This window comes from Alteromonas salexigens (assembly GCF_025628895.1).
Taxonomy (GTDB): domain Bacteria; phylum Pseudomonadota; class Gammaproteobacteria; order Enterobacterales; family Alteromonadaceae; genus Alteromonas; species Alteromonas salexigens.
In genome coordinates, this window is record NZ_JAOTJC010000012.1 from 184,083 (window position 1) to 210,648 (window position 26,566).

A 26,566-nucleotide genomic window follows, 5' to 3' on the forward strand; every position below is an offset into this window, starting at 1 on the left:
CTAAAACAACTTACTGAGAAGCGATGCAGGCGACAGTGCACGGGGGCGCGGGTAGCCAAACTTTTTACTTTGTTTACCAACATACAATTCCGCTACAAAAGACGGGATATAGCCCATTTTCTTCCATCTGGCATTTTGATCTGAATTTGCCTTAAATGAACTCCCGCGGCCCTCAGTCATGCTCATGACATCTGTTTGTGCCGGCTCGATCTCCAGACCAAGCTGGTCCATCACCGGACGAATAATGGTGTAATCATCAACAAAATCTTCATAGCGTAAAAAGTGAGAGCGATCATATTTATTGGCCCACGCATGAAGCTGGTGGTTCATGGCTGCCCACGACCGGGCTATACGCATTAATATCGGTAATTGCAGGATACGCTTAATGCGGGGGTATTTAGATTCACCCTGGTGAAACGTCGTCAGCTGGCTTTCGACCACATTCAAACCTTCACGTACCACAGACAGGAAAACTGCCTGTGGGTAGAGGCTTTGCAGGAACCTCAACACTTCGGGGTTTTCGCCATAACGGATCTCTTTAAATCCCCACACTCTGTGCTTGCCGACCTGCTCTGGGTTGAAGATACTCTCCAGCATCGTACGGTAAAAATCATCGACGTTTTCCGGCACGAACCAGTTGGTCCACGCCTGCCACTTTTTGGGATCTTTATAGTAGCCCAACAGGTTTTCACAATTTGCCGGAGCGACATTTTTATACGCGTATTCGTGCATCGAAGGATGTTCCTTCAGTGCAAAGTAGGATTTGGCCAGGTCCTCAAGAAATCCCTGGTGCTCCCCCCATAACATGATGTCGGGGTGGGAATTGAGGAAGCGTTGGATAAGCGTAGTGCCACTTCTTCCCGTTCCCAGCAAAAACAGCGGTGTGGTTTGCATAGTTTGTCCTTGTTTGTTCTTCTCGCAAACGCGTTAAATTAGTTAACTTCCTGATACAGGCTGACGTATTGCTCGTTCATGATGCTTCTTGCGAAGCGCGCCTTAAAATCGTTTATGCAATTACCGGCCAGCCCCTGATATTCTGATTCGGACAGCAACGCCGCGTTCATAAGCGCCTGACTATAGGCGTCCTGATCATCATTCGGCGTCACAAAGCCGGTGACACCGTCGGTAATAACTTCCGCATTGCCACCCGCGTCAGTGACTATGCATGGGATACCAATGGATAACGCTTCCAGAAGCGTCATGGAGGTGCCTTCGCTTAACGAAGGCAACAGGAAGTAGCGCATCAGGGCCAGGTAATCGGTAGGGTTGGTTATATACCCCGTGAAGATTACGCGATCGCGTAAATCGAGATCATCAGTTAATGCCTCCAGTGACTCACGCATTTCTCCGTCACCGACAATCAGTAACTTCAGATTACGTTGAGCCTGGCATGCATCTGCAAATGCTCTGAGCATCATCAACTGGTTTTTTATGGGATCGAGCCGGGCGATGGTACCCACCACAGTATCACTTTCAGCCAGCCCTAATGTGTGTTTAAGCTGCTCAACGTTATTCGCATCCGGCCGGAGTGGGGCGATGCCATTGTATATTACCTCACTGCGGTCCTGCGGGATGTATTCGAAGCGGCTAAGCGCATTCCGGGTTGCCTGGGAGATAGCAGTAACTCTGTCGGTAGCCTTTAACAACAAGGGATTAATTACCCGACGCTTCCACGTGGTAGAGTCGGGGTAGAACCTGCCGTGTTCAGTGAAGACCACAGAACAGGAGGTACTCAGTGCCGCGAGGGCGCCGTACACCCAAGGGGTATACTGGTGACAATGCACCACGTTGATCGCATGTTCGCGGATAAACGCGCGTAACTGCTTAATCACCTTTACATCCAGGCCTTCATTGCGCTGGCAACATGCGGTAATCACATTTTCATCACGCAGCGACTCTCCCCACGGACCGAGAGGGGCTTCAACGCAAAACAGATAATGGTTGATGCGGTCGCGGCTGCCCTCAATGATATTTTTTATGACCATCTCTGTGCCGCCAATACGCATGTCGAAAGTGACATGGGCTACGTTGAGCAGGCCCGAGGATCCCGTGCTGCTTTGTTCAGTCATCACTACAGTACCGCTCATGCCATAACTGAAAGATAAGCATGCTCCAAAGGATCGCGCCATGGTTATGGCTAGACGCCTGATGCTGCTTCCAAAGCCTTTCAATTGCATTGACTCTAAATACCGAGTGCAGCCCCTTATTGGGTGCCAACAGGCAACGTTCAGCAAGCGGCTTTAATTCGCCACGGAACCAGGCGTCCAGTGGCACAGAAAAGCCCATCTTTTTGCGATGCAACAGGGAGTCAGGGATGAAAGGTTCGAAGACCCGTTTGAGTAAGTATTTCTTGGTGCCTTGCTTGTATTTTTGCTCACCGGGCAACGAGGCGGCAAACTCTGCGACCTGGTAATCAAGCAGGGGGGCCCGGACTTCCAGGGAGTTAGCCATGCTCATCCGATCTACTTTCACCAAAATGCCGCCACACAGATAAGTGTTGATGTCGGTGTACAAAATTTTACTCAGGTGGTCTTCGCCGTCACATTCGTTGTAGAACCGTAACGTATTTTCGCTGGGGTGATAGCTCCCCAGTTTCCCTTGTAACTCTGGTGTCACCAGGCTTTGCCACTCTTCGTCGGTCATCTGACTATTGGTAATATAGAAGCCCATGCCCGGTGTCTGGCTCAGACTGGTGAGCAACGATTTTGCTTTTTTCCCTAATGTTCCTGGCAACTTACCAGCAATACCGGCAAGTTTAGGGAACAGTTTCTCGCGCAGCGCCAGCGGAAAGCGTGCACGAAGTTTATTTTCGATATCGTCAGTGGTGTATTTTTCGTACCCCGCAAACATCTCGTCGCCACCATCACCCGCTACCGCAACCGTAACGGCTTTACGGGCCAGCTCAGAAACGAAGTAAGTGGGCACTAATGACGGGTCAGCGAATGGCTCATCGAAATAGCCAACGATTTGTTCCAGCCGCTCAGCTACGTTCTGGTGAACAGTAAACTCATGGTGTTCTGTTTTATACAGCTGTGCAATTTCACGCGCAAATTCAGATTCGTTAAAAGCTTCGTCATCAAACCCTATGGTGCAGGTCTTGACGGGTTTGTCACTGGCCTGCGACATCATTGCCACGACGCCGGAACTGTCCACACCACCGCTCAAAAAGGCGCCCAGAGGGACATCACTGATCATGCGCTTGCTGGTAACATCTTCGAGAAGCGATTTCAGGTCAGCAGTATTCTGCTCTTCGCTTTGTTGTCGTACATTTGCAAAGCTAAGCGACCAGTAGCGCTGAACGTGGATCCCGTCGGCGTTGATCGTCATATAATGCGCTGGTGGCAGTTTTCTGATGCGCGCAAATATTGACTTAGGGTCAGGCACATACTGATAAGCAAAATAATCGTGAATGGCCTCGTGATCCAGAGTCTTATCGATATCTTCCAACGCCAAAATGGCTTTAATCTCAGAAGCAAAGGCGAACCGGTTTTCTGTTTGGTAATAATACAGCGGCTTTTTACCCAGACGGTCGCGGGCGATAAACAGCGAATGGGTATGGGTATCCCATAATGCGAACGCAAACATACCGTTTAGCATGGATAAGCATTGCTCACCATGCTCGGCAAACAGCTTGAGGATAACTTCAGTGTCGGTATGACTGCGGAAAGTATGTCCGGCCTTTTCGAGTTCTGCCCGAAGTTCCAGAAAGTTATATATTTCTCCGTTGAACACAATTACATAGCGTTCGTCATCGGAAAACATGGGTTGATTACCCGCTTCAGACAAGTCAAGAATACTCAGCCTGCGGTGACACAACCCTACCTGGTCATCCAGGTAAACTCCTCCGGCATCCGGGCCACGATGAAAGATCGCCTGGCCCATGGCGTGCAATGCAGACTCATCCCCTTCGGGATGATGAAAGCGGGTATATCCAGCTATTCCGCACATGTGAAAACCTCCTCAAGACGCGCCCAGGTCTGATCGGTAATCGCGGAGATACGGGTAATGTTTTCTTCGCTGAGACTTTCTTTCCACGACTCAAAGTTAAAGTCTTTACCCCGGTAGACGCTGTAAAAGGAATCGGACGCATCCCGTTTTAGTAATGATTTTTCGTTAGCGTCCTGTTCATCACCTATGAATGACAGAGTATTGGGCGATAACGACAAACCCAGAATATTGAATAGTTTTTCGGTGCTCGCCCGTTTATGGCGTTGGCAGTGTTCGTAGTTAAATACGTGCCCGTTTAGCTTTGGCAACAGCTGCAACATGGTTTCGTGGTAATCGCGCCAGCGGTAGCTCAGGAAATCAACGTCGTCAAACTGTTGATAGCTGGCCTTAACTTCCTCATACAATTCAGGGTTTCGCTCTTTAAGGCCCGCGGCCCACTCTTCAATTTGCTGCGGAGGAGCAGACTGCATGACCCCTTTTTTAATCCCGGTTAAGTGTGAGGCGATACTGCCGTGGGGGCGTCGCACTAAAAACACCGTGCTATGCGCGTTCAGACCGGTTAAAAAATGAGTGAACTGATTGAGGGTACGGGTTTCTTTCACCAGGTACCGCGCATCATCTGAGTGGGTGGTGAAGGCTTTTTCGTACAGACTTTCAAGCAATGGCAGGGTTTTGGTGCCCAGCCAGGCATAATGATGCAGATTCGGGTACCGCAGAAGGCCGAATTTTTTGGCGAAAAAGGGCGGTTTGTCTGTATCAATATGGGCAGCGCTGATCCAGGCCTGCACTTCCTCTTGCTCGATGTCGCTGAGTTCGGTGCCGCTGCGCAGTTTCTGAAACGTTTCATCGTTAAGGTGAGTATAGTGTCTGCCGATTAATTCGTGACGATACAACACCTGTTCATGTGTATTGATGAGATTGGCAAACCACGTTGTCCCTGAACGGGGAAACCCCGCGAGCATGATCAGTTTAGCCAAGGTGTACTCCTTTGCCGCGCGTTGAGTAAGCGACATGAGAAAAAGCGAACCACATTCACAGTCTCCTTGTGTTACAAACTTATGTAAGGGCGAATGGTCGCACCGGCTTTGATAGTAAACGCGAGCGGAAGCTTGCGCCAAATGTTTTCAACCAGCTCACGGGTTGTACTGTTGCCCGCGACCGCACTCGTTACCGGTTGCAGGGTGAAGTCTTCATTCGTATGTTGCCAGTTTAATGCTACTGGTGACGCGCCCCATTGTTTTTTAAATCGGTAGGTGCCTTCGTTATAGGTAGACCTACCGAAGTCGAACTGGCGGATACCGTTATCAGCGCAATGTGCCAGTAATGACCAGTACAGTAACATGTTCGGCGCCAGGCGGTTATACCGTTGATTGGTGGATGCCCAGGGAATACATGCAGTTTCGCCGCTTTTCAGTATAAGTCCGGCGCCAATCGGTAGCTGGTCTTTGTAAGTCACGCTGATTACCGCGCTGGTGCCATAATACTCGACGATACGTTCAAACCACCTTTTAGCATGAACTGGCGAGCCTAAGTCGCGCATATTGATAGAGTAAACAGAGTAAAAATGCTCTAAAAGCTCTGCAGATCGCCCGGTCTCAACCCGTAAGCCATTTTTTTCAGCCTTTCTAATCTGACTGCGCAGTTTTGACTTAAAGGAGGCGAGCAGGCTTTCACTGTCTTCGGCAAGAGCAAGCAGCATGCGTACCTTTTTGCCTTCCAGCGAGGCCGTATCGTGCTCGTAAGCGTGAGCGCTTTTGCGGATTTCCCAGCTCCGTTTCGTCACTTTTGCCAGCTGCAGCAGGTATGTTTCCATCGCACCCAGCAGTTGAGCATTATCAGCGAGCCCATAGCCCACGTCACAATATGGCAGGGCGCAATACTTACTTTTACCCAACGGCATGTTCATCTTAATACAGGGAAACACCCCCATTATGGTGCCCGCGGAGGGCTCGACCACAACGATAGAAGCATCATCATGCTCATAAGCGCTGACCACGGCATTCAGCCAGCCGCTACGGTGGTAGGGAGTGGCTTCAGCATGTTTGTCGACATAGGTGTCCCACTGAGCATCGTCAATTTGGCGACGTGGCACAATTTTCAGGTTATCCGGTAACATGAACAGACCTCGGTTGAAACAGTGGGTTGGCATCTGGCTGCCGCTGAGACAAGATCTCAGCAGCTTCAGTGATAGTGCAAAATTTTATGTTTGCACGGGTTTGCAGATATTGCAGCGAATCACTCATGCGGTTACAAATTTTGGTAAATGCGTGGCGCTCAGGAAGCAGTCCGGTCGCCCCATCTATCAGACTGGAACTATGCAGATACATATGGATACAGGGCGCCTGGTTGGCAAGTACAGAATCGATAAGGCGATTCATATCTTTACTGGATGAAAGCTCCGGGCTCAGATAAATTTTGCGCAACAGTCTGGTGTGCCAGAGGACGCCAACCGCTTTAAGCCTGGCGAGCATTGAGCGGGACATATGGCTGTGCACCTTCTCTGCGAAACGGGCATTTTTCAGATTAAACCCTGCCGTGACAGGAAGCTCCATAATATCCCGCTGCTCGCCCGTGGCCAGGGGATCAGATAAGGATGGCCAGTACGGCGTGGTGGGAGCGCCTGCACAAGAAAAATAGTCATTTTCATAAAACGGATAAACACTTGAGTCGACCCGGAACCCTCTGCTTCTGAGCAGCGCCAATACATTGCCATTCATTCCCCAACGGCCACTTCGGAAGGACCTGGGATGCACACCTACCGCGTTCTCCAGTACGTCCATCAGGCTATCCAGTTTCGCCTCAGTCTGATGAAGAGGCAAGTTGACCACATGTGAGGATGCATCCGTTGTTTCGCCAAATAAAGGCGGGTTACACCACGGATGCAGATGGGCGCCAATCTCTGCATGACGTGAACGGGCAATATCAGTTATTACCTCTTGAGCTCCAGGTGCGTTGGCCACCGCATAATCCACAAAATAGGTTGGACGGATGCCCAGTTTGGCGCAATGTGCCTGAAACGCCGGTAGTTTCTGAATATTATCCAGCGAGTAATCGGTAGACGGAAACTGACTACTCCAGTCCCACTCCTCTTCTGTGTCGATACTGAGTATAAAGAGTACTTCGGGTTTGCTCATATCAGCGGGCACCCAGTAGCCTGTCAAACAGCGTCATGTACTCACCGGCCATACGCTTGGCGGAAAAATGGGTTTCTACAAACTCGCGCGCATTTCGTCCGAGCCTTTTTGCCTGTTCATCGTCATTAAGTAATGTTTCCCAGCAGGACAACAGCGCATCCTTGTCTTTTAGCGGCGCCAGCAAACCTGTTTCCTGATGCTGAATGAGCTGATCGATGCCGGGAATATCATAGGCTGCCACTGGGGTCTCCATTGCACAGGCTTCCATCAGACAGCGGGGGATCCCTTCCAGTGTGGAAGACATCACGAAAAGATCGAAGTCTCGCAGGAGTTGCAATCTATCATCTCTGAAGCCGAGGAACTCTATAGCAGTAGAGCTGTTGAGTGAGCGTGCGTATCGCTCAAGTTCCGGACGGGAATCGCCGTCACCCACAAAAACCAGTTCAACATCCTGGCGCTTGTGGTAAAGGGTATCGAAACAGTCGAGAATATCTTCAATGTTTTTTCGGCTAATCATCTGGCCGACAAAGCCAATACGTTTGCGCGGGAAGGGCGAAGTTTCCGGCTTGGTCAGGCGCACAGCTTCTACCTCTGACAGGTCGACGCCATTCTGGATGTACTCGATTTTTTCATCCGCCACCCGAAACCCTTTAACGTCTTCCAATAACTGGCGTGATAAAGGTACCACAGCGTCAGCGTAGCGCATCACCTGGCAACCGGCCCAAATGAACGTACGTAACTTTAAGTCCCTGGCATTTTCAAAACCGTGGGGGGTAACCACACAGGGAATGCCAGCTTTTCTTGCCGCAAGAACCCCAATGATATCTGATTTATAACCGTGGGTATGGATCAGGTCTACACCTTGCTCTTTAATGAGCTTAGCCAGGGAGGAAATAACACCCATATCAAATTTGTTTCGCATTGGCAGGGCATGGGTGGGGCCGATAGATTTGAACTCTTCCACCAACTTAAGGTTTTCGGTGCCTGGTTCCAGGGTGACGACCAGTTCACTGTCAACGTGATCCGGGAGGTGTTTAGCCAGCGCCAAAATCCACCTTTCCGCGCCATAAAAACCGGTAGAACATATAAACTGTAATACTTTCATAATGCTATTTGTGTGAGTCCGTTGTGACGTGGCTGAAAACACCTTTCAGGGTGCCAATGGTTCTTGCAGGAAAATACAATATATAGAAAAGCAGACAGGAGAAAGTGCTGACTTTTTCGTTAGGTATAGATTTGACCCTGGCCGTGTACGCAATACACGGTACCAACCCCAGTATCAGGAATACAGCCGCGGCTGGCTGCATCCCAAGAATCAGTAATGCAAGCGCTAAGATAAAAGAGCCGCTAACTGCCAGAGGAACTATAAAACTGGGCAGCTCCCGTAGCGGAACCTTGCGGCCGGATAGTGACGCAAGGTTCGACTGTCCGCGCCAGATTTCTTTTTTGAACATCGGAAGAAACGCTTTGTCTTCACCAAGGTGAACATATTCCGTAGCGGACGTATAAAATAATTTGCCGAGTTCATTCACCTTGTCGGTAAAGTAATAATCTTCACAGGTCATCAGATGCTCAGGGAACTGGCCAGCCTCTAAAAAAGTGGCTTTGCTCAGAAACAGATTGCGCCCCGGCAAGAAGTGGACGAAAGCGTCCACTTCTGCATTCGACAGTGCGGTGCGTATGCGCTCAAGTGGCGGTGCGTCATCGCTATTGCGCTGTCTGGCGCTCACCAGAACGGTGTGCGCCTGTTGCTGCAACGTTTGATGCATAGTTTCAAGCCAGTCAGGCGCAAGTCGCACGTCGGCATCGAGAAAGGCTAAGAACTCTCCCCCCGCATGGTTCGCGCCAAGGTTCCTGGAGTGCGAAATGGTTTTACCTTCTTCATTAAACAGCACTGTTAGCGGCATCCGCGATTTAAATGCTTCCAGTTCCTCGGAGGCGGCAGAGTTTTGACTCACCACTATGACCTCATAAGTGAGTGTTTCACAACGCTGGGCCGCAATGCTGTCCAGCGTCTCGATGAGCATCGCCTCCCGGCCTTTGTGCGGAATAATAAAACTGGCAGTATACGTGGGGCGCTTGTCTTCCATCAGGCCAGCTTCCTCAGGGCGGCGAACCGCTTTTGCAATTGTGCTACCTCACCTTTCAGCGAAAACGATCGCAGGGTAGTAAACAGGTAGGGCATAAGGGTAAATGCCGGAGCCTTACTCCCGGTGGCCTGCTTAACCTCGAGGGGCCGCGGAGCGAGGGCATAGCCAGCATCATTATAATTTTGCATCATTAAGCACAGCACCCGGGTAGTCGCTGCTTCAGGTGAAGCCTGTAAGCGATGATTAATCTGTTGGAGTAGTGTCTCACATTTGTTGGCAAGCGACTCGCTCAGTACAGCAGGAGCGTAAGCCTGTGCGAACGCCAGAATATTCAGCTTACGTAAGTCCTGAGCGGTCCAGGTTTCGTTGGGAAACTCCAGCGACTGTGCATGTTCCAGTGTGAGAGTTTCATGCTCCGCCATCCAACCGGCATAATGCAACAGACTATCTACCGCATAACGGTAGGCGCGCTTATCCACTTTGCTTTCTTGCTCCAGGGTGGTGATATAGCGGCAGAGGGCCTGCAGAAAAACGGTGTAAAACCAGGTGTTCTCTTTGTCGTCCAGGTTTCGGCTGGCAATGCAGTCGGCTGGCGAGACTGTATGTTGCACGATAAAGGTAGCACGCTGTAGATCCCGCTTGTGATTTAACAGGGCGTAGCGGTCAAGCATGGCTTGCAGGTAATTGCCGGTACCGCGGTCAAAAGGATACTGACCGCTGATAATATCCTTACTGTCAGCTGATTTAGACTTTCTCATGGCCAGCAGGGCGCCAAACAGGGTGCCGTCGCCTTCGTACACATGCTCTATCCAGCTGCACAGACGCAAAAAAGCATCCCGGGATGCATCACTGCCAGTCAGCAGGAAGTGCAATAACAGTCCGCTGGTGTAGCAGTGCTGCCCGCCCGGGCCACCGCCGCCGGCATGATCTTCATATACGTCTGAAGGCTGGCGTTTGGAATATGTGCGGTGGGTGGCGGTAAAGGCCTCCACATAATGATCGGTATGCCAGAACATCCCGCCGGAATATTCGGGTTTATCCTGCTCAGTATGATAAACGTCAATATCGGCCACGTGTCTGGCTAAATCATCTGCCAACTCAAACCATTGAGGGTTTCCGGTTAAAAGCCATTGCAGCAACATGCCGTAAATCGGGTCATACTGATTGTTGTAATGAGAAATAAATTCACTTTTATCAGGCGTAAGGGCTTTTTCATGGTCCGCATAGAGCTCGCCGAAATGCCGCCAGCCAAATTCGTCAATCGCCAGGCGTTTTTCAAAAAAGTTGTTATCGCCTGTAAGGCCTGCTTGTATCAGACCGTGTAACGCATTTTGACAGGCTTCGGTGGCAAAAAATGGAATGGCCTGAGTCAGGGCAACAGGTTCAGGCAACACGGTGATAACAGGGGGTGGGTTTGTCAGGCGTGCTGTGGAAGAAGAAAATATCAGCGTTCGGGTCTTTTGCTCACCCGGCTGCAGTTCTGTTTCTGGTCCGGCAGCGCTTCCTAACAGACTTACCTCTGCTGAATTTTGCGTGGTATTGATGCTAGCTGGAAAGTTTTGCCAGAAATGGCGGATGGCCATGCAAAGGCGACCGGAAACTTGCAGTACAGGACTGGCTTGATCACCGTGGTGAAGCACCTCACCGTCGCTGGTGGTGACCTGAAACCCCCTGAAGGGAAGATTCACCTGATTGTCTTTGGTTACGTGATTCCGGCTTTGCCAGTTTGGATGTCCACTGGAGGCCTGGTGCAGGGACATAGCATCTGACTGTAATTCTTTACCATCAATTAGCAGGACGGGGTGCTGTGACGCGCTGATCCGGCAGTTAAGTTCGTGCAGGTACTGACTGTTAGGATCGCCCAGATCCCATTTTCCATCCTCGTGGCGCGCGGCCTCCGGGTTGGTAATACTTACTTGGGAGTGCAGGTCTCCGCTGTCTAAAAACAGCTCCTGCGTACACTGCGCACGAAGCGGGCTGCCCGGAAACGTTAGCGACTGGGTGATTTGAAGCACCACCGGCCCATCGGGGCCTGAAATCATACGGTGACTAAAGTGGCAGCAAGTGGCCTGAACAGGCTGGTCTTTTTCCGCCAGCGCAGCACTTACGCCGGTCCACTGGGAGCCATCCGGAAAGCTTACCAATGGCTGTTCGTAAGAAAAATGCATCTCACCATCCGGAACGCTCACAGTCAGACAGTCAGATTTCTCCACCAGGGGGGCATTTTGTTTGCAGTTGGTATTTACTGACGCCTTGTCAGCGAACAATGTGAGTTCAGAGTCAGCGGGCAAGTCCAGTGTGCCAATGACGCGTATCCATTTTACACTGTTATCAGGCCAAAATGCGGTTGGCTGACAGGCCAGAGTGGACACGGGCACGCCGTCCGCGTCATATACCGCCAGGGGATCCTGAGCCAGCACTCTGCTGCGGGGCAACGGCAGTCCAATAGATACTGCACAGGCGGTGATCGCCGTAGGTTGGCTGTTAGAAATAGTGAACGCGGCGCCATAAGACTGCATTGGCTTTGAATTCCCTGTCGTCAAAAAATCGCTGTAAGACTTTACCTACTTTTTCCAGAGGTGCCAACGTCTGAGACGGGCACCGGCCGATTTAAACCTTTGCAGCTGTTTTATGACACTGCCTTTTGCTGAGGGGAGCAGAATATCGAGCGTGTAAAGAGAATAAAGCTCATTGCTGAGCGACTTTTTATACCGGCTGAAGCCAGCGAGAAAGTCGTAACACGCTAAACCTTTACTTGCGTAATCCTGCAGCAACAGATAATGCAACACATAGCCCGGTTTAATTTTGTTGTCGGTAAAACGGTAGTTCATACCAGAACAGTAGAAATATACTTGGTGGTTCCAAAAAAAGTTCAGGCTGTATCCTAATAATTTTTCGCCGGCCGTCACTCTGACGAGTTTGGCATGCTCCGGGTAGTCCGACAGTAGCTGTTGGTGGTGCGCCACGAACGCCGGATTATCAAAACCACTGCCTTGTTCCGTCTGCCCCCAGCGTTCGCGATGGAGAGTGGCCATTTCTTCAAACCCCTGCTGCAATTCTTTTGGATCTGTGAGAGGTGTGAGCGCCAGGGCACCATATTCTTTTTCGACTACTCGGATACTTCGCCGGATTTGTGAACGGGTATTCGAGGACAGATGCAAGTCGATTTCCTTGCCATCAAAACGGAATCTGGCGGCAAATTGTGGCTCACAGCTAATTGTTAGCTGCCTTAACCGGGCCACGTTCTGCCATGCTTCAGGTGTGTGGGTCATACTAACGGTAAGTCTGTGAACACGATCTCTTATCAGCATGCTGATTAACGCGTCAATGCACAGTTGCTGCTCAATAATGCAGATAATGGTGTTGTACTCTATCCAGATTTGGTCTGGTCCGGCATGGCCGGTTTGATTGAGGTAACCCTGTCGCCAACTGAATAGGCCACGCTTTTGTTGACGCTGACCCAGGAAGGTGAAGCCTACAATTTCCCCTTGTTGCCTGAATACAATTAAATCAGGGATAAGCTGATGGCTTTCCAGCCATGCGGTTATCCACGGCAACGAGGTAAAAAAACGCTGCTCCGGTAAGGCATCACCCAGCTGCCCCACAATTCTGACTATTTCTTCGGCAGAACTCTCGGGGTAGCGTTCGGCGGTTACTTTTTGCTTCTGATTCACAATAACACTACTTCTAATTGATTATCACTCTAATAATGAGCCACAATGCGACGAACGTCTGGCTAGTTCTGACAAGAATTTAGCGTGCTAGAACACATTTTAAAGCCGAGGAATGATCATGTTTAAAAAGGGAATGCTCTCTCTTACCATTGCTACCATACTGTTGACCGGTTGCCAACCCGCGACGCCTGAAGAAAGTTTGCAGGCAGCCCAGGAGGCCATGAGTAAGCAAAACTACCAGGAAGCGGTAGTGGTTTTGAAAAATGCTGCTCAGGATGCACCACTTAACATGGAGATTCGGGAAGCGCTGGGACAGGCATTATATCACCGGCGCGATCTCGCCGCAGCTGCCAAAGAACTCACCACGGTGATTGAAGATACCTCTTATCAACATGAGCCGATTAGCGAAGACATGTTGTTTGCCAGCCTGTATTTCTCCAACCGGGCGGAAGATCTGGTGCTGTTAGAAGAGAACCTGGGTGACAAGGCCAGTGACAAAATTCGCTTGTTCGCCGATATTGGGGCATTAGTGGTAAACCCGGATGTCCAGAATCAATCCAACGTAATTGAAGGCAATAGTAGAGCTGAAAAAGTGCTGCGTACCTTTCAACTGATCCGCGCAGGGGATTTTTCCGGTGCGTTGAAATTATCAAACGTCGTGGTTGAGTCAGACATGGCGGTGCTTGACACAGTGTTACATTTTACTCATGCACGACTACTGGCGAGAGAAAACTCGTTCGCTGAAGCGCTTACCCATTTACAGCCTGTATATGAAGAATTCCGAAATATAGCAGTAGTTGCGATGTTCAATGCAGAGTTACTCGTGAATATGGGGGAGCTTGAAAAAGCAGAAAAGATTACCCAAGCTTGGCTGGAAGAGAAGCCAAAAATGCCATTGCTCAATCAGATTCAGGCTGACATTGATATGCAGCAAGGCGAGTTTGATTCGGCTATCCGCCATGCAGAAATAGCTGCGCAATCACCGAGCGCCAGTGTTAAAACTAACATCATTGCCGGCCTGGCCGCACTAAAAGTGTCGAGCTGGGAGAAGGCTTACACTTACCTGACCCGCGCACACAATCAGGCGCCGGAATATGCCAAAGTGAAGCGTTTGTTGGCCCGGGTTCAACTGGAGTTAGGGTATTTTGAAGAAGCTACCGCGGTATTGCAGTCGCTGGAAATGCAAAGTGAAGAAGATTCGGCCTTCCTGATTTCGGCGAGCGATTACCTGTTTAAGCATGGCAACCATGATGAAGCCAAGCAGGTACTTGAGAGTAGTCTGGGACGAGCGGAAAATGACCAGGCAATTTTGCTGCAGTTGTCGTCCCTGCAAATGTCGTCTTCAGATGAGGCCGTGGAGGAAACCATAAAACGGATGCTCGCATCTGACAGTGAGAGCATCGGCGCCAAATTCCTGCAAATCCAGCGTCATGTTAAAGCCGGTGATTACGCGGCGGCCAAGGAAGTTGTAAAAACTTTTGACAATCAGGAGGGCGCCACGCCAAATGTGTTGCGAGCGATGATTGCAATGGGCGAGCAACAACACGAGACAGCATTGCAGTATACTTCAAAAGTCCTCGAACAAGACCCCGAAAATATGAGTGCGTTGCGTATCGCAATGATTGCCAATTATCAGTTAGGTAATCATGCCGAAACGCTGGATCAGTCTGAACGTCTCTTGTTATTGCAGCCGTTTTCCTGGATTACAGTCACTGACTATCTGAAATTACTTGAAGATGAAAAAGTGAATGTTGGTGAGGTGCTGAAGCGGAAGCAAAAGGAAGCCCCGGATGCTGTGGGTTTCAGGCTTGCCAATGCAGTTTTTTATTTTCGAAACAATAACTATAAAGAGGCTGCTTCACAACTGGAACCGCAGGAAGGTGAGCTGCCGCCCCTATTTAGAAAACTGTTGATTAGCTCGTATTTAGAACAGGGAAACTACGGCAAAGCTGAGGAAGTCGCCAAGCGGTGGCTGGAAAAGAGCGAAGGAAATAATGAGGCAGCATTGACGTTAATCGGCATACAGGAATTGGCAGGCAATATAGAAAAAGCAACAAGCCTGGCCGAAAAGTATGCAAAGCAATTTCCCGCCGATTTACGATTTGATGTCTCCCAGTTCTACCTGTTGATGAGACAGGGCGAATTTGAAAAAGCAGAAAGTTTATTAGTGGAGTTGCGGAGGAGCACAATCCCGAGCGGGTTGCTTTCTCAGTTCGAGGGTGAGTTGGCGATGGCTGACCGCAACATAGATAGCGCTATCAAACACTTTGAATCTGCACTCAAAAATTCACAGAACTTTGGTACCGCGGTGATGCTTGCGAGGGGGTATGGTCTAAAAGGAGACATCGAAAAAGGTTTAGAGGTTTTAGAAGCGACCGCAGCTGGAACTGAACAGAATGATCCAAAGCTTCAGCACGCAATAGCGCAGTACAGCATGACATTCGGCGTTCCTAAAAAAGCCGTACAAATTTACAAAAATATAATTGAAACTAACTCTGAAGATGCACATGCCCACAATAACCTGGCAGTTGCACTTTATGAGCTGGGCTCCCTCGATGAAGCACTAGAACACGTGAATACGGCAATTTCCTTACAGACCTCGGAATATTACTTTGATACCAAAGGTCTTATCCTTAATGAAAAAGAAAACTATTCAGGAGCTGAAGAAAATTTCAGAAAAGCTTTGAAAGTGAATCCGAATTACAGCGAGGCGGCGTTGCACTTGAGCCAGGTCCTGGTGAAGCAAGGTATGGATAAGGAAGCCCGCCAGCTGCATAAAGATTTTCACCAGAAGGCAAAATCTAAAAAGGAAAGAGACCAATGGAGAGAACTTGAAAAGCAGATTTAGATCGTCAGATTTTTTTACACAAACAATGTCTTGGTCTCGATGTAATTTGGAAAGCTCTTTAAAATCATAATGTTGCGACGTTGGCACGGGATGTGTATATATAATTCCGAGAGCGACACAAACTAACTGGCAAGGAATTATTTATGTTTTCAGTTTCCAAACAAACAAAGCAAATCGTTGGCGCATTGACTTTGACCGCAGCCGCAGCCGGTGTGAACGCAGGTACCATCAATGCGGGTGGTATTGAATGGGATACTTACGACCAGAATGGAATTACGTTCTGGGATGCGGGCGTGACGTTCCAACAGTGGTACACTACTGGCACTTACGCGAACAATGGCGGCGTGATGCAGTTAGATGCTGACTCTGTAGTTTCATCTGCAATTGCCCCAGGCGCAATGTTATCTGGTATTGGTAAGTTCACTGCATTCAGTGATGGGCGTGAGCAAAATGCTGCACCTAGTTTCTGTGCTGCAGGTCCTGGAACATGTGAGCTGACATTTACGTTCGGTGGACTGACCTTTAACGGCACCAATACTCTTGACGCAAACAATTCATGGTTGAATATTTATTTTGATGATTCGCCTGACTTAGGTGGTATCAACAGCAATGAATGGAGCCAGTATGCAAATGCGCAAGATGGAACTCTGTGGGCATCAATGACGTTTGACGACTTTGAAATCTACGCAGGCGACGCCACAGGCGGCTTTGCTGACGGCTATCTGTCTGTAGTAGATGGGCTGGCAGATGTGATGGCGGCGTTAGATAAAAACGCTAGCGGTTCAGACATCTTCTTTACCTCATCGTCGCAGATTAACCCAAACACTGGTTACTCAGCTTCTAGTAACGGTCAGGTAACTCCGGTATCTGCACCTTCTACAGTAGCGCTGTTCGGTCTGTCTCTGTTAGGTCTTGGCCTGGCAACTCGCCGTAAAAAAGCGTAAGAGATAATACCTTCTAAAAACCGGCCTTACGGCCGGTTTTTTTATGCCTGTCAAAAAATTTTACAACCTGAATTTTAACCTAATCACATAGCTCTGTTGGTGCGCCGGATCATACCGATCGCTGACAAGCGGCCTACTTACCTACAGTGCTGACATACTGAGAGGGTGGATAAACAGGCCTTAGAAGCTAGAAGGTCCGTCAGCTCAGCCTGTATGCATAGTTAGCCGCATGATAGCGGCAGTTAAAATCATCAAAGGCTACGAGGTAAGCGTGAATAGAAATGCTGCGCGTCTGTACCCGCCAGACCAGGGGCAGCGCGTAAGAAAAGCTATGGGCCAGTTCAAACCTTACTGGCTGAGGGTATTCACTTTCGTGCGTATATCAGAAAGCATCTTTGCAAAACCAGGTGTCAGGTTTTTAGACAGTAGCTCCTGATTAATATAGTAGGGCGCGCGTTTGCCATGATATTCCACTACCGGCCCAATTTGCTCAAACCGGATCCCCACAAAGCTCATACTTCTCGCCAGGCGAGGCTCCATCATGACATACGCATGCTTTATTCCGCTTTCAAGCGCCATAGCGGCTGCCGCAAAGTACAATCCTACGGCGATAAAAGGGAAGCAGCGTAACTCCGTTTCAGAATAGGTCTGCTGGTTAATAACACCAGTAGCAGCGCCGGCAAATTTATCCATTTGACGACGGCGGAAATGTAAGGGGACGGCAAGACGGGACACCTCACAAATATCCTTTCTGTCAAACAAGAAAGGATTAAGCTCTTTATGGCTAATCGAGCTTAAACAGTACTTTTGGATTGGGAGTTGTTCAGTCTCCTGCTGGGGACGCACGATACGCACCGTGCCGGCAAACTTATCAGAGTTGAGGTGATGGATAAGACAATGCTGGGAGAAGTCATCGAACTCGTCTTTTTCTATGCCAAGTTCGTTAACCGGTTCAAATCCCAGCTCCTCGCAATACACTTTATGACGAATTTGGTAAACCTGCTTTCTGAGTTCGTCATCGGTGGCGAGCATTGGTTCAAGGTAAGTCGAAAAATGTGACGAAATATAATTCGCCTCTCTCAGCTTGCCATATCCTGCGATTAGCTTCCCCAGCTTATTGTTTTTGCCGACAATTCTCGATACGCGTTCAAGAATATTTCCCTGCCTTTTCGTCATCACTTAGATACCAAAGTATGAGCCTACATCTTCATCGAGTGTAGCAGAGATAAATTCAGACTACATTGAGATTAGCGTGCTTTTACCTGAAAAAGTAATCTTTGGTAAGTGCAACATACTCGTAAATAGCGCGGCGGGAGAACTCCAGTGCATATAACGCCGGCGGCGATAACCATTTATTCAGCTCCCCGGTGCTTAGAAAATCGACAGGGTAGTATGACAGCTTGTATGAATGCGGGAAAAGCAGGCGGAGTCGATGGATGTGAGTAGCTGAAGAGACTACCAGTGTTGGGCGGTTAGCTATAAGTGGCGAAACCAATGCTATTTCACCTGCCGTAGTACCGCCGCCTTTAATACGCGTGATTTTATTCGCCGGAACGCCCAGAGACTTCAAAAACTGCCCGGCTTTCTCGGCATAGATCACGCCGGGGGCTGATGCGTTCTCAGCCCCCGAGACCACAACGTCGCCGCCGTATTTATGATGAAGCCGGGCAGCCGCTGCCAGCCTCTGCAGCGAGCACTCTGACCAACGAGCTATTTCAGGCACGTTCTCAGTTGTGTTGTAGTAGCACGCAAGTACGTAAATTTGTGAGCGCGCGTATTCTTCTTTTGGTGGTTCCCGGCCCATGTGTTCAAGCGGAAAGAGCAGTAAATCGCTCACCAGTGGCTGAGAAAAAAGGGTCAGTATAGCAGCGGCGGCCAAAAAACAATGTTTGGCGGCATGACGCCGCAGCCTGATTGTAAGAACCCAGCCTGTCACTGCCAGCAGAGCCGCCATCACCAAGGGGGAGCAAAGGTGAACAGCAATGACTTTTAGCACCTCCATAGGTACACTTCCTTATATACTCGTGGCTACAGGATGGCAGCCGTGTTACACGCTAAACAAAACAATACAATAACTCGCTGGGTAATGCTCATATTGATTATGGGTTTCAGTAAGGTCAGCGCGCACTCTGACGAGCACAGGCTGACTATTATTGACACTGTATCGCGCAGCGTGGTGGCAATTGGCAGAATGACGCCGCTTTATTCTAACCGCAGTGATGTGCTGGGAACCGGTTTCGTGATCGGTACCGGTAATTATGTGGTAACCAATCATCACGTGGTCGCAGAGCCTCTGGATGAAAACCTGGTGCAATCGTATGTGGTGATTACCGGTCGCGGGCGACAGATTAAATATACAGAGGCGGACATTGTTGCCACGGCGCCGCGATATGATTTGGCTATATTAAAAATCAAAGGGGCATTACCCCCATTGGTACTGAATAAAGCACCGCTCCACCCGCCGGGGACATCTGTTGCTTTTACCGGGTTTCCCATCAGCGGTGTGCTGGGGGTTTATCCCGCCACCCATCGTGGCTATGTGTCCGCACTGACTCCTGACGTGTTGCCGGCTGACAGGGTTACTGTTCAAAGTGCTCGAAATCTGTCGCGACTCGATAACCCCGCCACTGTTTATCAGTTAGATGCAACCGCCTTTCCCGGCAACTCGGGGAGCCCCCTGTATTTACCTGAAAGCGGGGAGGTCATTGGCATCGTTAATAAAGTGTATATATCTGAAGGCAAAGAGTCAGCGTTAACTGCGCCGTCGGGTATTTCCTATGCTATTCCCTCGATACATATCCAGCAGCTGTTAAGTACAGTCATGGATGAACCTGGGACTACAGGTCATAACGACCCGGACTGAGTATATTGTTGCTGTCTAGGCTGGTGTTAATCTGCTTAGCGGCTTTCCAGAACGGCGCTGCTTTATCGATTTGCTGCTGTTGTTCGATATTCATTCTGTAGGGCACAAAACCATTTTTTATCCCTTCTTCAAATAATTTGTTCAGGCACGTCTGGGCGTCGGCTACCGCGGCCGGGTTTTCCCGATCAAACACAATAGGAATGGTGCTGTCAGTGCAGTGGGCAGAAAAGTTGGTGAAGGTCACCATGGGTTCGATGTTATATGTCGCACAAATGCGACGAACCATAGCGATAAACAGCTCCATTTGGGGCACTTTTGCAGGAACCAGAGGGGCATACCATAAAATACCACAGCCATCTTCTGCGGGGTTTAAAGCGCGCTGCCCATCTGGCCTTACCCGGGGATTACGCCAATAGGCTAAGGGTAAAGCTATCTGATTGGGTATGCCTTTCATTATCTGCATCCCCATTTCCAGCTTTTCCAATTGCTCTTTGACAGGAGTGAGAAAGGAGAAAGGCAGGTGTTTGACCAGCCATTGCCCAAATTTGATTTTTATCCCGCTGGAAAAAAGCACTTCATCTGCCCTTCCCGCAGCAAGGGCGGCAATTTCCTTGCGGGCGGCCCGGGACACGCTTTTGGGCGCATAGATAGTGCCCACTACAGTCCAGTGTGGTACCTGATGACGCTTCGCAATGTCATCAAGCTGTTCATCGGTCATATTCTGGTGGGTGCCGGGCCCCTGAGGGTTTTCCGAGACCATGGCCGCCACACGGCGTCGATCCATTAAATTGATCGATCCCACCACGGCCCCCAGAGACTGAAAAATACTTTTTACGGTTAAATAGGCATCAGCAAAGCTATCTGGCTTATAGAAGCGCATATAAAAAGAATCAAATCCGTCCTTCGGCTTCTCAAGCACCAGGGTAACTTCAGTTACAACCATGTTCCCTGACTGGGTGAATAATCCATCCAGGTATGGTCCATGTTTCCACTTAAACGCCTTGTCTACCAGCTTGTCCGAGGTCTGGTCCATCGCTGCCAGGCTGGACTCATAGAACTCACCCGTTGGCAGATATCCTTTGATGCAGGTGACAGTGGCGAAGTGGTCTGTTCCCGGGGTGATGCCATACCCCCTCTCCAGTGCGTTAGCCAGGACACTACAACTTGGGCCGGCACCGGTCACGGGCACCATGTAATCCGACCCCTTGCTTTGCAAAAACTCGTAGAGGCGTTGTTGGGTGACGCCTGGTTGCAGTGAACAGATTCCGTCTTCTTCATCAAAATAGGTGACGTTGCTCAGAGCAGACAAATCCAGGATGACGGCGTCCCTGTCATCGGTTTCCGGTAGCCCTGTCCCATACCCCCAGTTATTTCCTGTACTCACCGGAAAAATCGCAAACGGGTTGGAGGCCAGCGTCTCTGGTGCATTTGCCAGTTTGAGCATTGCCTGAATGTCGTCCGTAGCGCCAATGGACACCACGCCGCGAATATTGCGGGTAAAGCCTTCGGGAGAGCGCGCGAAGCGTGCCGTGGCTGTTGGGTCTTCGGAATAAGAGGAGCTGGAGGAAAGAACCTGCTCGATTGAAGCCTGTAAAGTCATGGTAAACCTATGATAGGTAAAAAGTTCGCATCAAAATTGCATCAGATGTTAGCATAGACAATAACACCAACCAGGCATAATCACTCATGAAAATTCTCGTAACCGGCGCGGCTGGCTTTATTGGTGCGGCCGTATCTCGTTATTTGTTGGACCGCGGCGATACCGTGGTGGGTATCGATAACATCAATGACTACTATGATGTGAAATTAAAACACGCTCGCCTGCAATCGTTACAGGAAAGTCAGCATGCGGAGCGGTTTTCTTTTATAAAAATGGGCGTAGAAGATCGCGAGGCCATGGCCAGATTGTTCGAAGACGAGCAATTTGAACGGGTGGTGCACCTGGCCGCCCAGGCGGGCGTGCGCTATTCCATTGAGAACCCCCACGCGTATGTAGATGCCAATCTGGTTGGCTTCATGAATATTCTTGAGGGCTGCCGCCATCATAATATTGCTCACCTGGTGTATGCGTCTTCCAGTTCAGTGTACGGCGCAAATGAAACCATGCCGTTTTCCGAGCAGCATAACGTAGACCATCCGGTCAGCTTGTATGCAGCCTCGAAGAAAGCGAATGAGCTGATGGCACACACGTACAGCCATTTATATAACCTGCCTACTACCGGGCTGCGGTTCTTCACTGTATATGGCCCCTGGGGCAGACCGGATATGGCGCTATTTAAATTTACCCGGGCAATTTTGGCGGGCGATACCATTGACGTCTACAACTACGGCAACCACCACCGGGACTTCACCTATATTGACGATATTGTTGAGGGGGTCGTCCGGTCACTGGATCGTATTGCCCAGCCTAATGTGCAGTGGAGCGGTAAAAACCCCGATCCTGCCAGCAGTAAAGCGCCGTGGAAGGTTTACAATATTGGCGCCCAGACACCGGTACACCTGCTGGAATTTATTGAGACGCTGGAGCAGGCGCTGGGTAAAGAAGCCAATAAAAACCTGCTTCCAATGCAGCCTGGTGATGTGCCAGACACCTATGCCAATGTCGAGGATTTAGTCAGAGACACTGGTTACCGGCCGTCTACCTCCATAAAGCAAGGGATCGGTGAATTTGTAAACTGGTACCGGTCATTCTATAAGGTGTGACTCAGGCCGTTTTAGCTTAATGCAGCGGGTAAGCTTGGCGGGTAAAAAACGCAGGGTTGTCTGATAACCCACATCAAACAACCTGCGTTTGGCTGCTTCAGTCATGGAAAAGTCCACCGCGGAAATATCGCCGGTATTCACCACCAGGGTGTTGTGCCAATACTGCGCATGCACATACTCCCGGGAAACCGCCGTCATAAAGGTCTGAATAAGCAGCGAGATATACTGGGGCAGCACGAATCCACGGCGTGGCGTCAGCGGCCTGCGCTTGGCGTTACTTTTCAGTCTGAAGCACACCGAGGGTGTGCCGTCTTGTTGCCAGTCCTCGAACAACGCATCCTCCGATAAAATGGCGCCGTCTACCAGCAATTGGTTCTCAAATTCCTTGAATGAAAAAATCAGTGGAATAGACATAGAGAAACGCACCGCCTGCGACACCCTCACGGTGGGCGTGCGCGCTTTGTTAAAGAGTACCGGGCCTCCGCCATTCACGTCGGTAGCCAGGATATTGAGGGCAAAAGGTAACTCTGTAAACGTGACGCCTTCCAGTAAATCATCCATCCACTGTTCAAAATGATCGCCGGAAGACAACCCGCCTTCGCGGACCAGTCGCCATAAAGAAAATGCGGTAAATTGCTTAAAGTCAGTGGAGATAGCCAGTTTAAGCATATCTTCAATAGCGTACCCTTTACTGTAAAGCGCGGTGATAACCGAGCCGCCGGACACCCCAACCAGAGTGTTAAACTTGATGTTCATTTCATCCAGTGCCTGCAGAATGCCCAAATGGGCAGGTAGCCGGGTGCCCCCACCAGAAAAAATGGGCACGATGTGACTGGGTAGCGGCATAGATAAGCTCATAAAACTCCTGTATGAAGTCCCTCTATTGAGCATAGTGAATTTTCAGGCAAGTGGGGCGTTATCGCGAAAAAAGAAGCACTTACTAACAACCGTTGCATGATACAGGCAGGGGGCAGGATGATGATGATTTCCGTACCCGGGAGCGCTCGGGTACGGGCAGAAGGATCAGGCGTGAGCCGCAAGCATGGCTTTCATTTCACGGCGGCGCGCATGTAACAATGGCTCGGTGTAGCCACTGGGCTGCTCTTTACCCAGAAAAATCAGGTCGTGAGCTGCTTTAAACCCAATCGAGGCCTCGGCATCAGGGGTCATGGGAATGTAGTCAGGATCCTCAGAATTTTGCTCATCCACCAGTTTGGCCATGCGCGATAAGGAGGCTTCTACCTGTTCTTTGGTAATGACATTGTGGTGGAGCCAGTTCGCCAGATGCTGGGAAGAAATCCGCAGGGTGGCGCGATCTTCCATCAGCCCGACGTTATGGATGTCGGGCACCTTTGAACAGCCAATACCCTGATGTACCCAGCGTACAACATACCCGAGGATCCCCTGAACATTGTTGTCGACTTCCTGTTGAATGCGCTCTTCACTTAACCCGTGGTCGGAGGCCAGCAAGGGGACTGTTAAAATATCTGACAGCCCCTGGTAGCCTGGATCCAACTGCTGCTGGCGTGCGGGTACATCTACCTGATGGTAATGGAGCGCATGGAGTGTTGCCGCCGTGGGTGAGGGGACCCAGGCGGTGGTGGCCCCAGACTCTGGATGGCTGATTTTGGCCTCCATCATGTTTGCCATCTGATCGGGAACTGGCCACATGCCTTTGCCGATTTGGGCCTTTCCGGCGAGCCCGCAGGCAAGACCGGTGACCACGTTGGCTTTCTCGTACGCTTTGATCCACGGGCGCTCTTTCAGGCTGGCTTTGTCAGCAAAGGGACCTGCCAGCATAGAGGTATGAATTTCGTCGCCAGTACGGTCTAAAAAGCCGGTATTGATGAAGACTACCCGGGATTTTGCTGCTGCAATGCAGGCTTTCAAATTTGCGCTGGTGCGGCGTTCTTCATCCATAATGCCCATTTTCAGGGTGTTTACCGGCACCGCGATTATTTGCTCTATTCGCGCAAACAGTTTGTCAGTAAAAGCCACTTCCTCCGGCCCGTGCATTTTTGGCTTCACAATATAGATGCTGCCTTCACGACTATTGGTCAGATTACTGTTGCCAATCACATCGTGTTTGCCAATGAGCGCGGTGACAATGCCATCCATAATACCTTCCGGCACCGGTTGCTCGTCGAACAACATGGCATCGTTGGTCATCAGGTGCCCGACATTGCGCACAAACATCAGACTGCGTCCCGGCAGGGTGAGTTCGTCAGTTTGCGTCGTATGACCGGCGGGAGTGTAGGTACGGTCAGCGTGCATAGTGCGGGTAAGCAGGCTTCCATTTTTATTGATATCAACGCTGAGTGACCCCTGCATGAGCCCAAGCCAGTTGCGGTAAACCTGCGTCTTATCGGCGGCATCTACTGCCGCCACCGAGTCTTCACAATCCATGATGGTGGTTAACGCAGACTCCAGCAGGATATCTTTCACGCCGGCCGGGTCGGCTTTACCTACCGGATGGTTGGGATCCAGCTGCAATTCGAAATGCAGTCCATGATGCCGGAACAGTAGTGCTTCAGGTGCCTGCATATCGCCCTGGTATCCCTGCCACTGCGTGGTATCAGCTAAGGTTGTGACATCACCGTTAGCCAGTGTGACAGCCAGCTTGCCGGTGGCGATAGAATAGGCGGTAGCATCGACATGGCTACCGGTGGCCAGTGGCAACAGAGTATCCAGATAGTGGCGGGCGGCGGTGATCACTTTCTGGCCCCGGACAGGATTATAGTGACTGCCGGGTTCGGCACCGCCGTCACTGCTGATGACATCGGTACCATAGAGGGCATCATACAGACTGCCCCAACGGGCATTCACCGCGTTGAGTGCGTAGCGAGCATTATTGATAGGAACAACCAGCTGCGGGCCGGCGAGGGTTGCGATCTCTTTGTCCACATTAGCAGTGTCCACCTGCACATCCTGTGGCGCTTCGGTCAGATAACCAATCTCCCTGAGAAAGGCTTCGTAGCTTGCGCCAGTGACGGGCTTGCCGGCCTGATGGTACGCATCAATCTGCTTTTGCAATGCGTCCCGGGTGGCCAGCAGCGCCTGGTTGGGAGCGATAAAATCGGCAAACAGCGCTTCCACACCTTGCCAGAACCCGGCTTTATTAAGCTGCGTGCCCGGTAATGCCTGTTCGTCAATAAAGGTGTAGAGCTCGTCTGCAATCTGCAGACGGCCTCGCTGGACATATCCTTGCATAGCTACCTCTGTGCTTGTTGTTTAACTCCCAGTGTAGAGACTCTATACCTGTATTTTTAATTTATGGTTTGTATTTTTGCTATTGTTTCAGTGAATGTCAGAGCCGGCGTTGATTTCTGCGGCCACTTCGCCAATAAGACGGCGCAGCCAAATATGCCCGGCATCATGGTGCAGCAAGGCGCTCCAGGCCATCTTCAGGGCAATAGGGGGAATATCAAACGGCGGCGACTGTACGACTACGTCAGGATCATTAGCAAATAATTTAGCGGCTTTGCTTGGCAAGGTAGCAATCAGATCCTGAGTTTTTGCGATTTGCAGGGCTGCATGATAATGCCGGGTAAAAACGCGTATAGACCGTTGCTTGCCAATTTTCGTTAGCTCAGCATCAACCCAGCCGAGCTTCTGAACCTCATTGGGGTCGATGCCCACTCCGACACCGAAGCCGGTTTTACTCACCCAAATATGCTGCGCCGCCAGATAACTGTCGAGGTCAAATTTGTCCACCAGCGGATGGTCTTTACTCATAACGCAGCTGAACGTGTCATACCAGATTACCTTTTGGTGAAATGACAGCGGCAACTCTTCAAACCGGTTTATGGCCATATCGACTTTACCCTGCTCAACATCGTGAAACGTCACGTCTGAAGGGGTAATTAAATCCAGAACGATATTCGGCGCCTGTTCGGCCAGCTTGCCGACCAGCTCCAGCAGCAGGGTACTTTCGGCATAGTCACTGGTCATGATACGAAATGTGCGGGTGCTGGTGGCGGGGTCGAAATCAGTTTCCGGCTGAATGGTATTTTCCAGCCTGCTTAGTACCTCTCTGACCACGGGTTTAAGCTCCAGCGCTCGTTTCGTTGGGGTCATGCCTTCGCTGGTACGCACCATGATGGGGTCTTTAAACAAGTCACGTAAGCGCTTCAGACCGTTGCTCATCGCCGGCTGAGTAATACTTAACTGATTCGCCGCCTTGGTCACACTGCCTTCACGAAGCAGTACGTCCAAGTAGACCAGTAAATTTAAGTCTACCTTGGCAATATTCATAGTTGTAATGTCCTTAATTACTTCAATTAACCCTACCGAGTATAAAGGCTTTTTTACCAGAAGCTACATACTACTTAAGGGGGAATCCTTATACAGGTAAAACGATGG

20 protein-coding genes are annotated in these 26,566 nt (G+C 50.2%); 4 read left to right on the forward strand and 16 right to left on the reverse strand.

The genetic code is table 11. The features are described 5' to 3' along the window. From OCL06_RS13615 to OCL06_RS13660, 10 genes are all read right to left on the reverse strand, one after another. On the reverse strand, positions 1-894 hold the full coding sequence (locus OCL06_RS13615; RefSeq protein WP_262995466.1) for a sulfotransferase: 894 nt from the start codon (positions 892-894) through the stop codon (positions 1-3). A gap of 38 nt (positions 895-932) precedes the next feature. After that, complete coding sequence (locus OCL06_RS13620; RefSeq protein WP_262995468.1) at positions 933-2,087, reverse strand: glycosyltransferase; 1,155 nt, start codon at positions 2,085-2,087, stop codon at positions 933-935. Next, positions 2,062-3,948: an asparagine synthase (glutamine-hydrolyzing) gene (asnB, locus tag OCL06_RS13625; RefSeq protein WP_262995470.1), complete on the reverse strand. Its 1,887-nt coding sequence runs from the start codon at positions 3,946-3,948 to the stop codon at positions 2,062-2,064. Before asnB ends, OCL06_RS13620 begins: the two co-directional genes overlap by 26 nt. Next, positions 3,936-4,925 carry a sulfotransferase domain-containing protein gene (locus tag OCL06_RS13630; protein WP_262995473.1) on the reverse strand — a complete coding sequence of 330 codons (990 nt, stop codon included), beginning with the start codon at positions 4,923-4,925 and terminating at the stop codon, positions 3,936-3,938. The genes asnB and OCL06_RS13630 overlap by 13 nt, the downstream gene beginning before the upstream one ends. A 71-nt stretch (positions 4,926-4,996) precedes the next feature. Next, positions 4,997-6,064: a GNAT family N-acetyltransferase gene (locus OCL06_RS13635; protein WP_262995474.1), complete on the reverse strand. Its 1,068-nt coding sequence runs from the start codon at positions 6,062-6,064 to the stop codon at positions 4,997-4,999. After that, positions 6,051-7,082 (reverse strand): polysaccharide deacetylase family protein, encoded by a 1,032-nt coding sequence (locus OCL06_RS13640; RefSeq protein WP_262995476.1) that lies wholly within the window; start codon positions 7,080-7,082, stop codon positions 6,051-6,053. The genes OCL06_RS13635 and OCL06_RS13640 overlap by 14 nt, the downstream gene beginning before the upstream one ends. Position 7,083: 1 nt before the next feature. Beyond that, positions 7,084-8,187 (reverse strand): glycosyltransferase, encoded by a 1,104-nt coding sequence (locus tag OCL06_RS13645; protein WP_262995478.1) that lies wholly within the window; start codon positions 8,185-8,187, stop codon positions 7,084-7,086. A gap of 4 nt (positions 8,188-8,191) precedes the next feature. After that, complete coding sequence (locus OCL06_RS13650) at positions 8,192-9,172, reverse strand: glycosyltransferase family 2 protein (protein ID WP_262995481.1); 981 nt, start codon at positions 9,170-9,172, stop codon at positions 8,192-8,194. After that, entirely contained in the window at positions 9,172-11,691 is a 2,520-nt protein-coding gene (locus OCL06_RS13655) for an RIFT barrel domain-containing protein (protein WP_262995483.1), read from the reverse strand. The genes OCL06_RS13650 and OCL06_RS13655 overlap by 1 nt, the downstream gene beginning before the upstream one ends. Positions 11,692-11,736: 45 nt before the next feature. Further along, a complete protein-coding gene (locus tag OCL06_RS13660) occupies positions 11,737-12,846 on the reverse strand; it encodes a GNAT family N-acetyltransferase (RefSeq protein ID WP_262995485.1) in 1,110 nt (369 codons plus the stop codon). Positions 12,847-12,964: 118 nt separating this feature from the next. On the opposite strand from OCL06_RS13660, the gene OCL06_RS13665 reads away from it, so the two are divergent. After that, entirely contained in the window at positions 12,965-15,694 is a 2,730-nt protein-coding gene (locus OCL06_RS13665) for a tetratricopeptide repeat protein (RefSeq protein WP_262995488.1), read from the forward strand. 143 nt (positions 15,695-15,837) lie between these two features. Continuing rightward, positions 15,838-16,638, forward strand: coding sequence for a hypothetical protein (locus OCL06_RS13670; protein WP_262995490.1), 801 nt, complete (start codon positions 15,838-15,840; stop codon positions 16,636-16,638). 348 nt (positions 16,639-16,986) lie between these two features. Here OCL06_RS13670 and OCL06_RS13675 read toward each other — a convergent pair whose 3' ends face one another. Together OCL06_RS13675 and OCL06_RS13680 are read right to left on the reverse strand one after the other, a co-directional pair. After that, positions 16,987-17,814 carry a PEP-CTERM/exosortase system-associated acyltransferase gene (locus OCL06_RS13675; protein WP_262995788.1) on the reverse strand — a complete coding sequence of 276 codons (828 nt, stop codon included), beginning with the start codon at positions 17,812-17,814 and terminating at the stop codon, positions 16,987-16,989. 82 nt (positions 17,815-17,896) lie between these two features. Next, on the reverse strand, positions 17,897-18,640 hold the full coding sequence (locus OCL06_RS13680; RefSeq protein ID WP_262995491.1) for a YdcF family protein: 744 nt from the start codon (positions 18,638-18,640) through the stop codon (positions 17,897-17,899). Between the two features lie 33 nt (positions 18,641-18,673). On the opposite strand from OCL06_RS13680, the gene OCL06_RS13685 reads away from it, so the two are divergent. Then, entirely contained in the window at positions 18,674-19,501 is an 828-nt protein-coding gene (locus OCL06_RS13685) for a S1 family peptidase (RefSeq protein ID WP_262995493.1), read from the forward strand. Here OCL06_RS13685 and OCL06_RS13690 read toward each other — a convergent pair. Then, positions 19,476-21,101 carry an FAD-binding oxidoreductase gene (locus tag OCL06_RS13690; protein ID WP_262995495.1) on the reverse strand — a complete coding sequence of 542 codons (1,626 nt, stop codon included), beginning with the start codon at positions 21,099-21,101 and terminating at the stop codon, positions 19,476-19,478. The genes OCL06_RS13685 and OCL06_RS13690 overlap by 26 nt on opposite strands. Before the next feature lie 86 nt (positions 21,102-21,187). Between OCL06_RS13690 and OCL06_RS13695 the strand changes: the two genes are divergently transcribed. Further along, positions 21,188-22,204 carry an NAD-dependent epimerase gene (locus OCL06_RS13695; protein WP_262995497.1) on the forward strand — a complete coding sequence of 339 codons (1,017 nt, stop codon included), beginning with the start codon at positions 21,188-21,190 and terminating at the stop codon, positions 22,202-22,204. Here OCL06_RS13695 and OCL06_RS13700 read toward each other — a convergent pair. The 3 genes from OCL06_RS13700 to OCL06_RS13710 all read right to left on the reverse strand — a co-directional run bounded on the left by OCL06_RS13700 (position 22,187) and on the right by OCL06_RS13710 (position 26,458). After that, positions 22,187-23,062, reverse strand: coding sequence for a patatin-like phospholipase family protein (locus OCL06_RS13700; protein WP_262995499.1), 876 nt, complete (start codon positions 23,060-23,062; stop codon positions 22,187-22,189). The two genes, OCL06_RS13695 and OCL06_RS13700, sit on opposite strands and share 18 nt — an antisense overlap. 165 nt (positions 23,063-23,227) lie before the next feature. Next, the gene (locus tag OCL06_RS13705; RefSeq protein WP_262995501.1) at positions 23,228-25,414 is read right to left on the reverse strand and encodes a malate synthase G; all 2,187 of its coding nucleotides are present in this window, start codon (positions 25,412-25,414) and stop codon (positions 23,228-23,230) included. A gap of 87 nt (positions 25,415-25,501) precedes the next feature. After that, positions 25,502-26,458, reverse strand: a complete 957-nt coding sequence (locus tag OCL06_RS13710; protein ID WP_262995503.1) for a LysR family transcriptional regulator — start codon at positions 26,456-26,458, stop codon at positions 25,502-25,504. Between the last annotated feature and the right edge of the window lie 108 nt (positions 26,459-26,566).

Coding starts and splice junctions, on each gene's coding strand:
- OCL06_RS13615 (WP_262995466.1), bottom strand. CDS start 894: ATGCAAACCACACCGCTGTTTTTGCTGGGAACGGGAAGAAGTGGCACT.
- OCL06_RS13620 (WP_262995468.1), bottom strand. CDS start 2,087: ATGAGCGGTACTGTAGTGATGACTGAACAAAGCAGCACGGGATCCTCG.
- asnB (WP_262995470.1), bottom strand. CDS start 3,948: ATGTGCGGAATAGCTGGATATACCCGCTTTCATCATCCCGAAGGGGAT.
- OCL06_RS13635 (WP_262995474.1), bottom strand. CDS start 6,064: ATGTTACCGGATAACCTGAAAATTGTGCCACGTCGCCAAATTGACGAT.
- OCL06_RS13640 (WP_262995476.1), bottom strand. CDS start 7,082: ATGAGCAAACCCGAAGTACTCTTTATACTCAGTATCGACACAGAAGAG.
- OCL06_RS13645 (WP_262995478.1), bottom strand. CDS start 8,187: ATGAAAGTATTACAGTTTATATGTTCTACCGGTTTTTATGGCGCGGAA.
- OCL06_RS13650 (WP_262995481.1), bottom strand. CDS start 9,172: ATGGAAGACAAGCGCCCCACGTATACTGCCAGTTTTATTATTCCGCAC.
- OCL06_RS13655 (WP_262995483.1), bottom strand. CDS start 11,691: ATGCAGTCTTATGGCGCCGCGTTCACTATTTCTAACAGCCAACCTACG.
- OCL06_RS13665 (WP_262995488.1), top strand. CDS start 12,965: ATGTTTAAAAAGGGAATGCTCTCTCTTACCATTGCTACCATACTGTTG.
- OCL06_RS13670 (WP_262995490.1), top strand. CDS start 15,838: ATGTTTTCAGTTTCCAAACAAACAAAGCAAATCGTTGGCGCATTGACT.
- OCL06_RS13675 (WP_262995788.1), bottom strand. CDS start 17,814: ATGACGAAAAGGCAGGGAAATATTCTTGAACGCGTATCGAGAATTGTC.
- OCL06_RS13680 (WP_262995491.1), bottom strand. CDS start 18,640: ATGGAGGTGCTAAAAGTCATTGCTGTTCACCTTTGCTCCCCCTTGGTG.
- OCL06_RS13685 (WP_262995493.1), top strand. CDS start 18,674: ATGGCAGCCGTGTTACACGCTAAACAAAACAATACAATAACTCGCTGG.
- OCL06_RS13690 (WP_262995495.1), bottom strand. CDS start 21,101: ATGACTTTACAGGCTTCAATCGAGCAGGTTCTTTCCTCCAGCTCCTCT.
- OCL06_RS13695 (WP_262995497.1), top strand. CDS start 21,188: ATGAAAATTCTCGTAACCGGCGCGGCTGGCTTTATTGGTGCGGCCGTA.
- OCL06_RS13700 (WP_262995499.1), bottom strand. CDS start 23,062: ATGAGCTTATCTATGCCGCTACCCAGTCACATCGTGCCCATTTTTTCT.
- OCL06_RS13705 (WP_262995501.1), bottom strand. CDS start 25,414: ATGCAAGGATATGTCCAGCGAGGCCGTCTGCAGATTGCAGACGAGCTC.
- OCL06_RS13710 (WP_262995503.1), bottom strand. CDS start 26,458: ATGAATATTGCCAAGGTAGACTTAAATTTACTGGTCTACTTGGACGTA.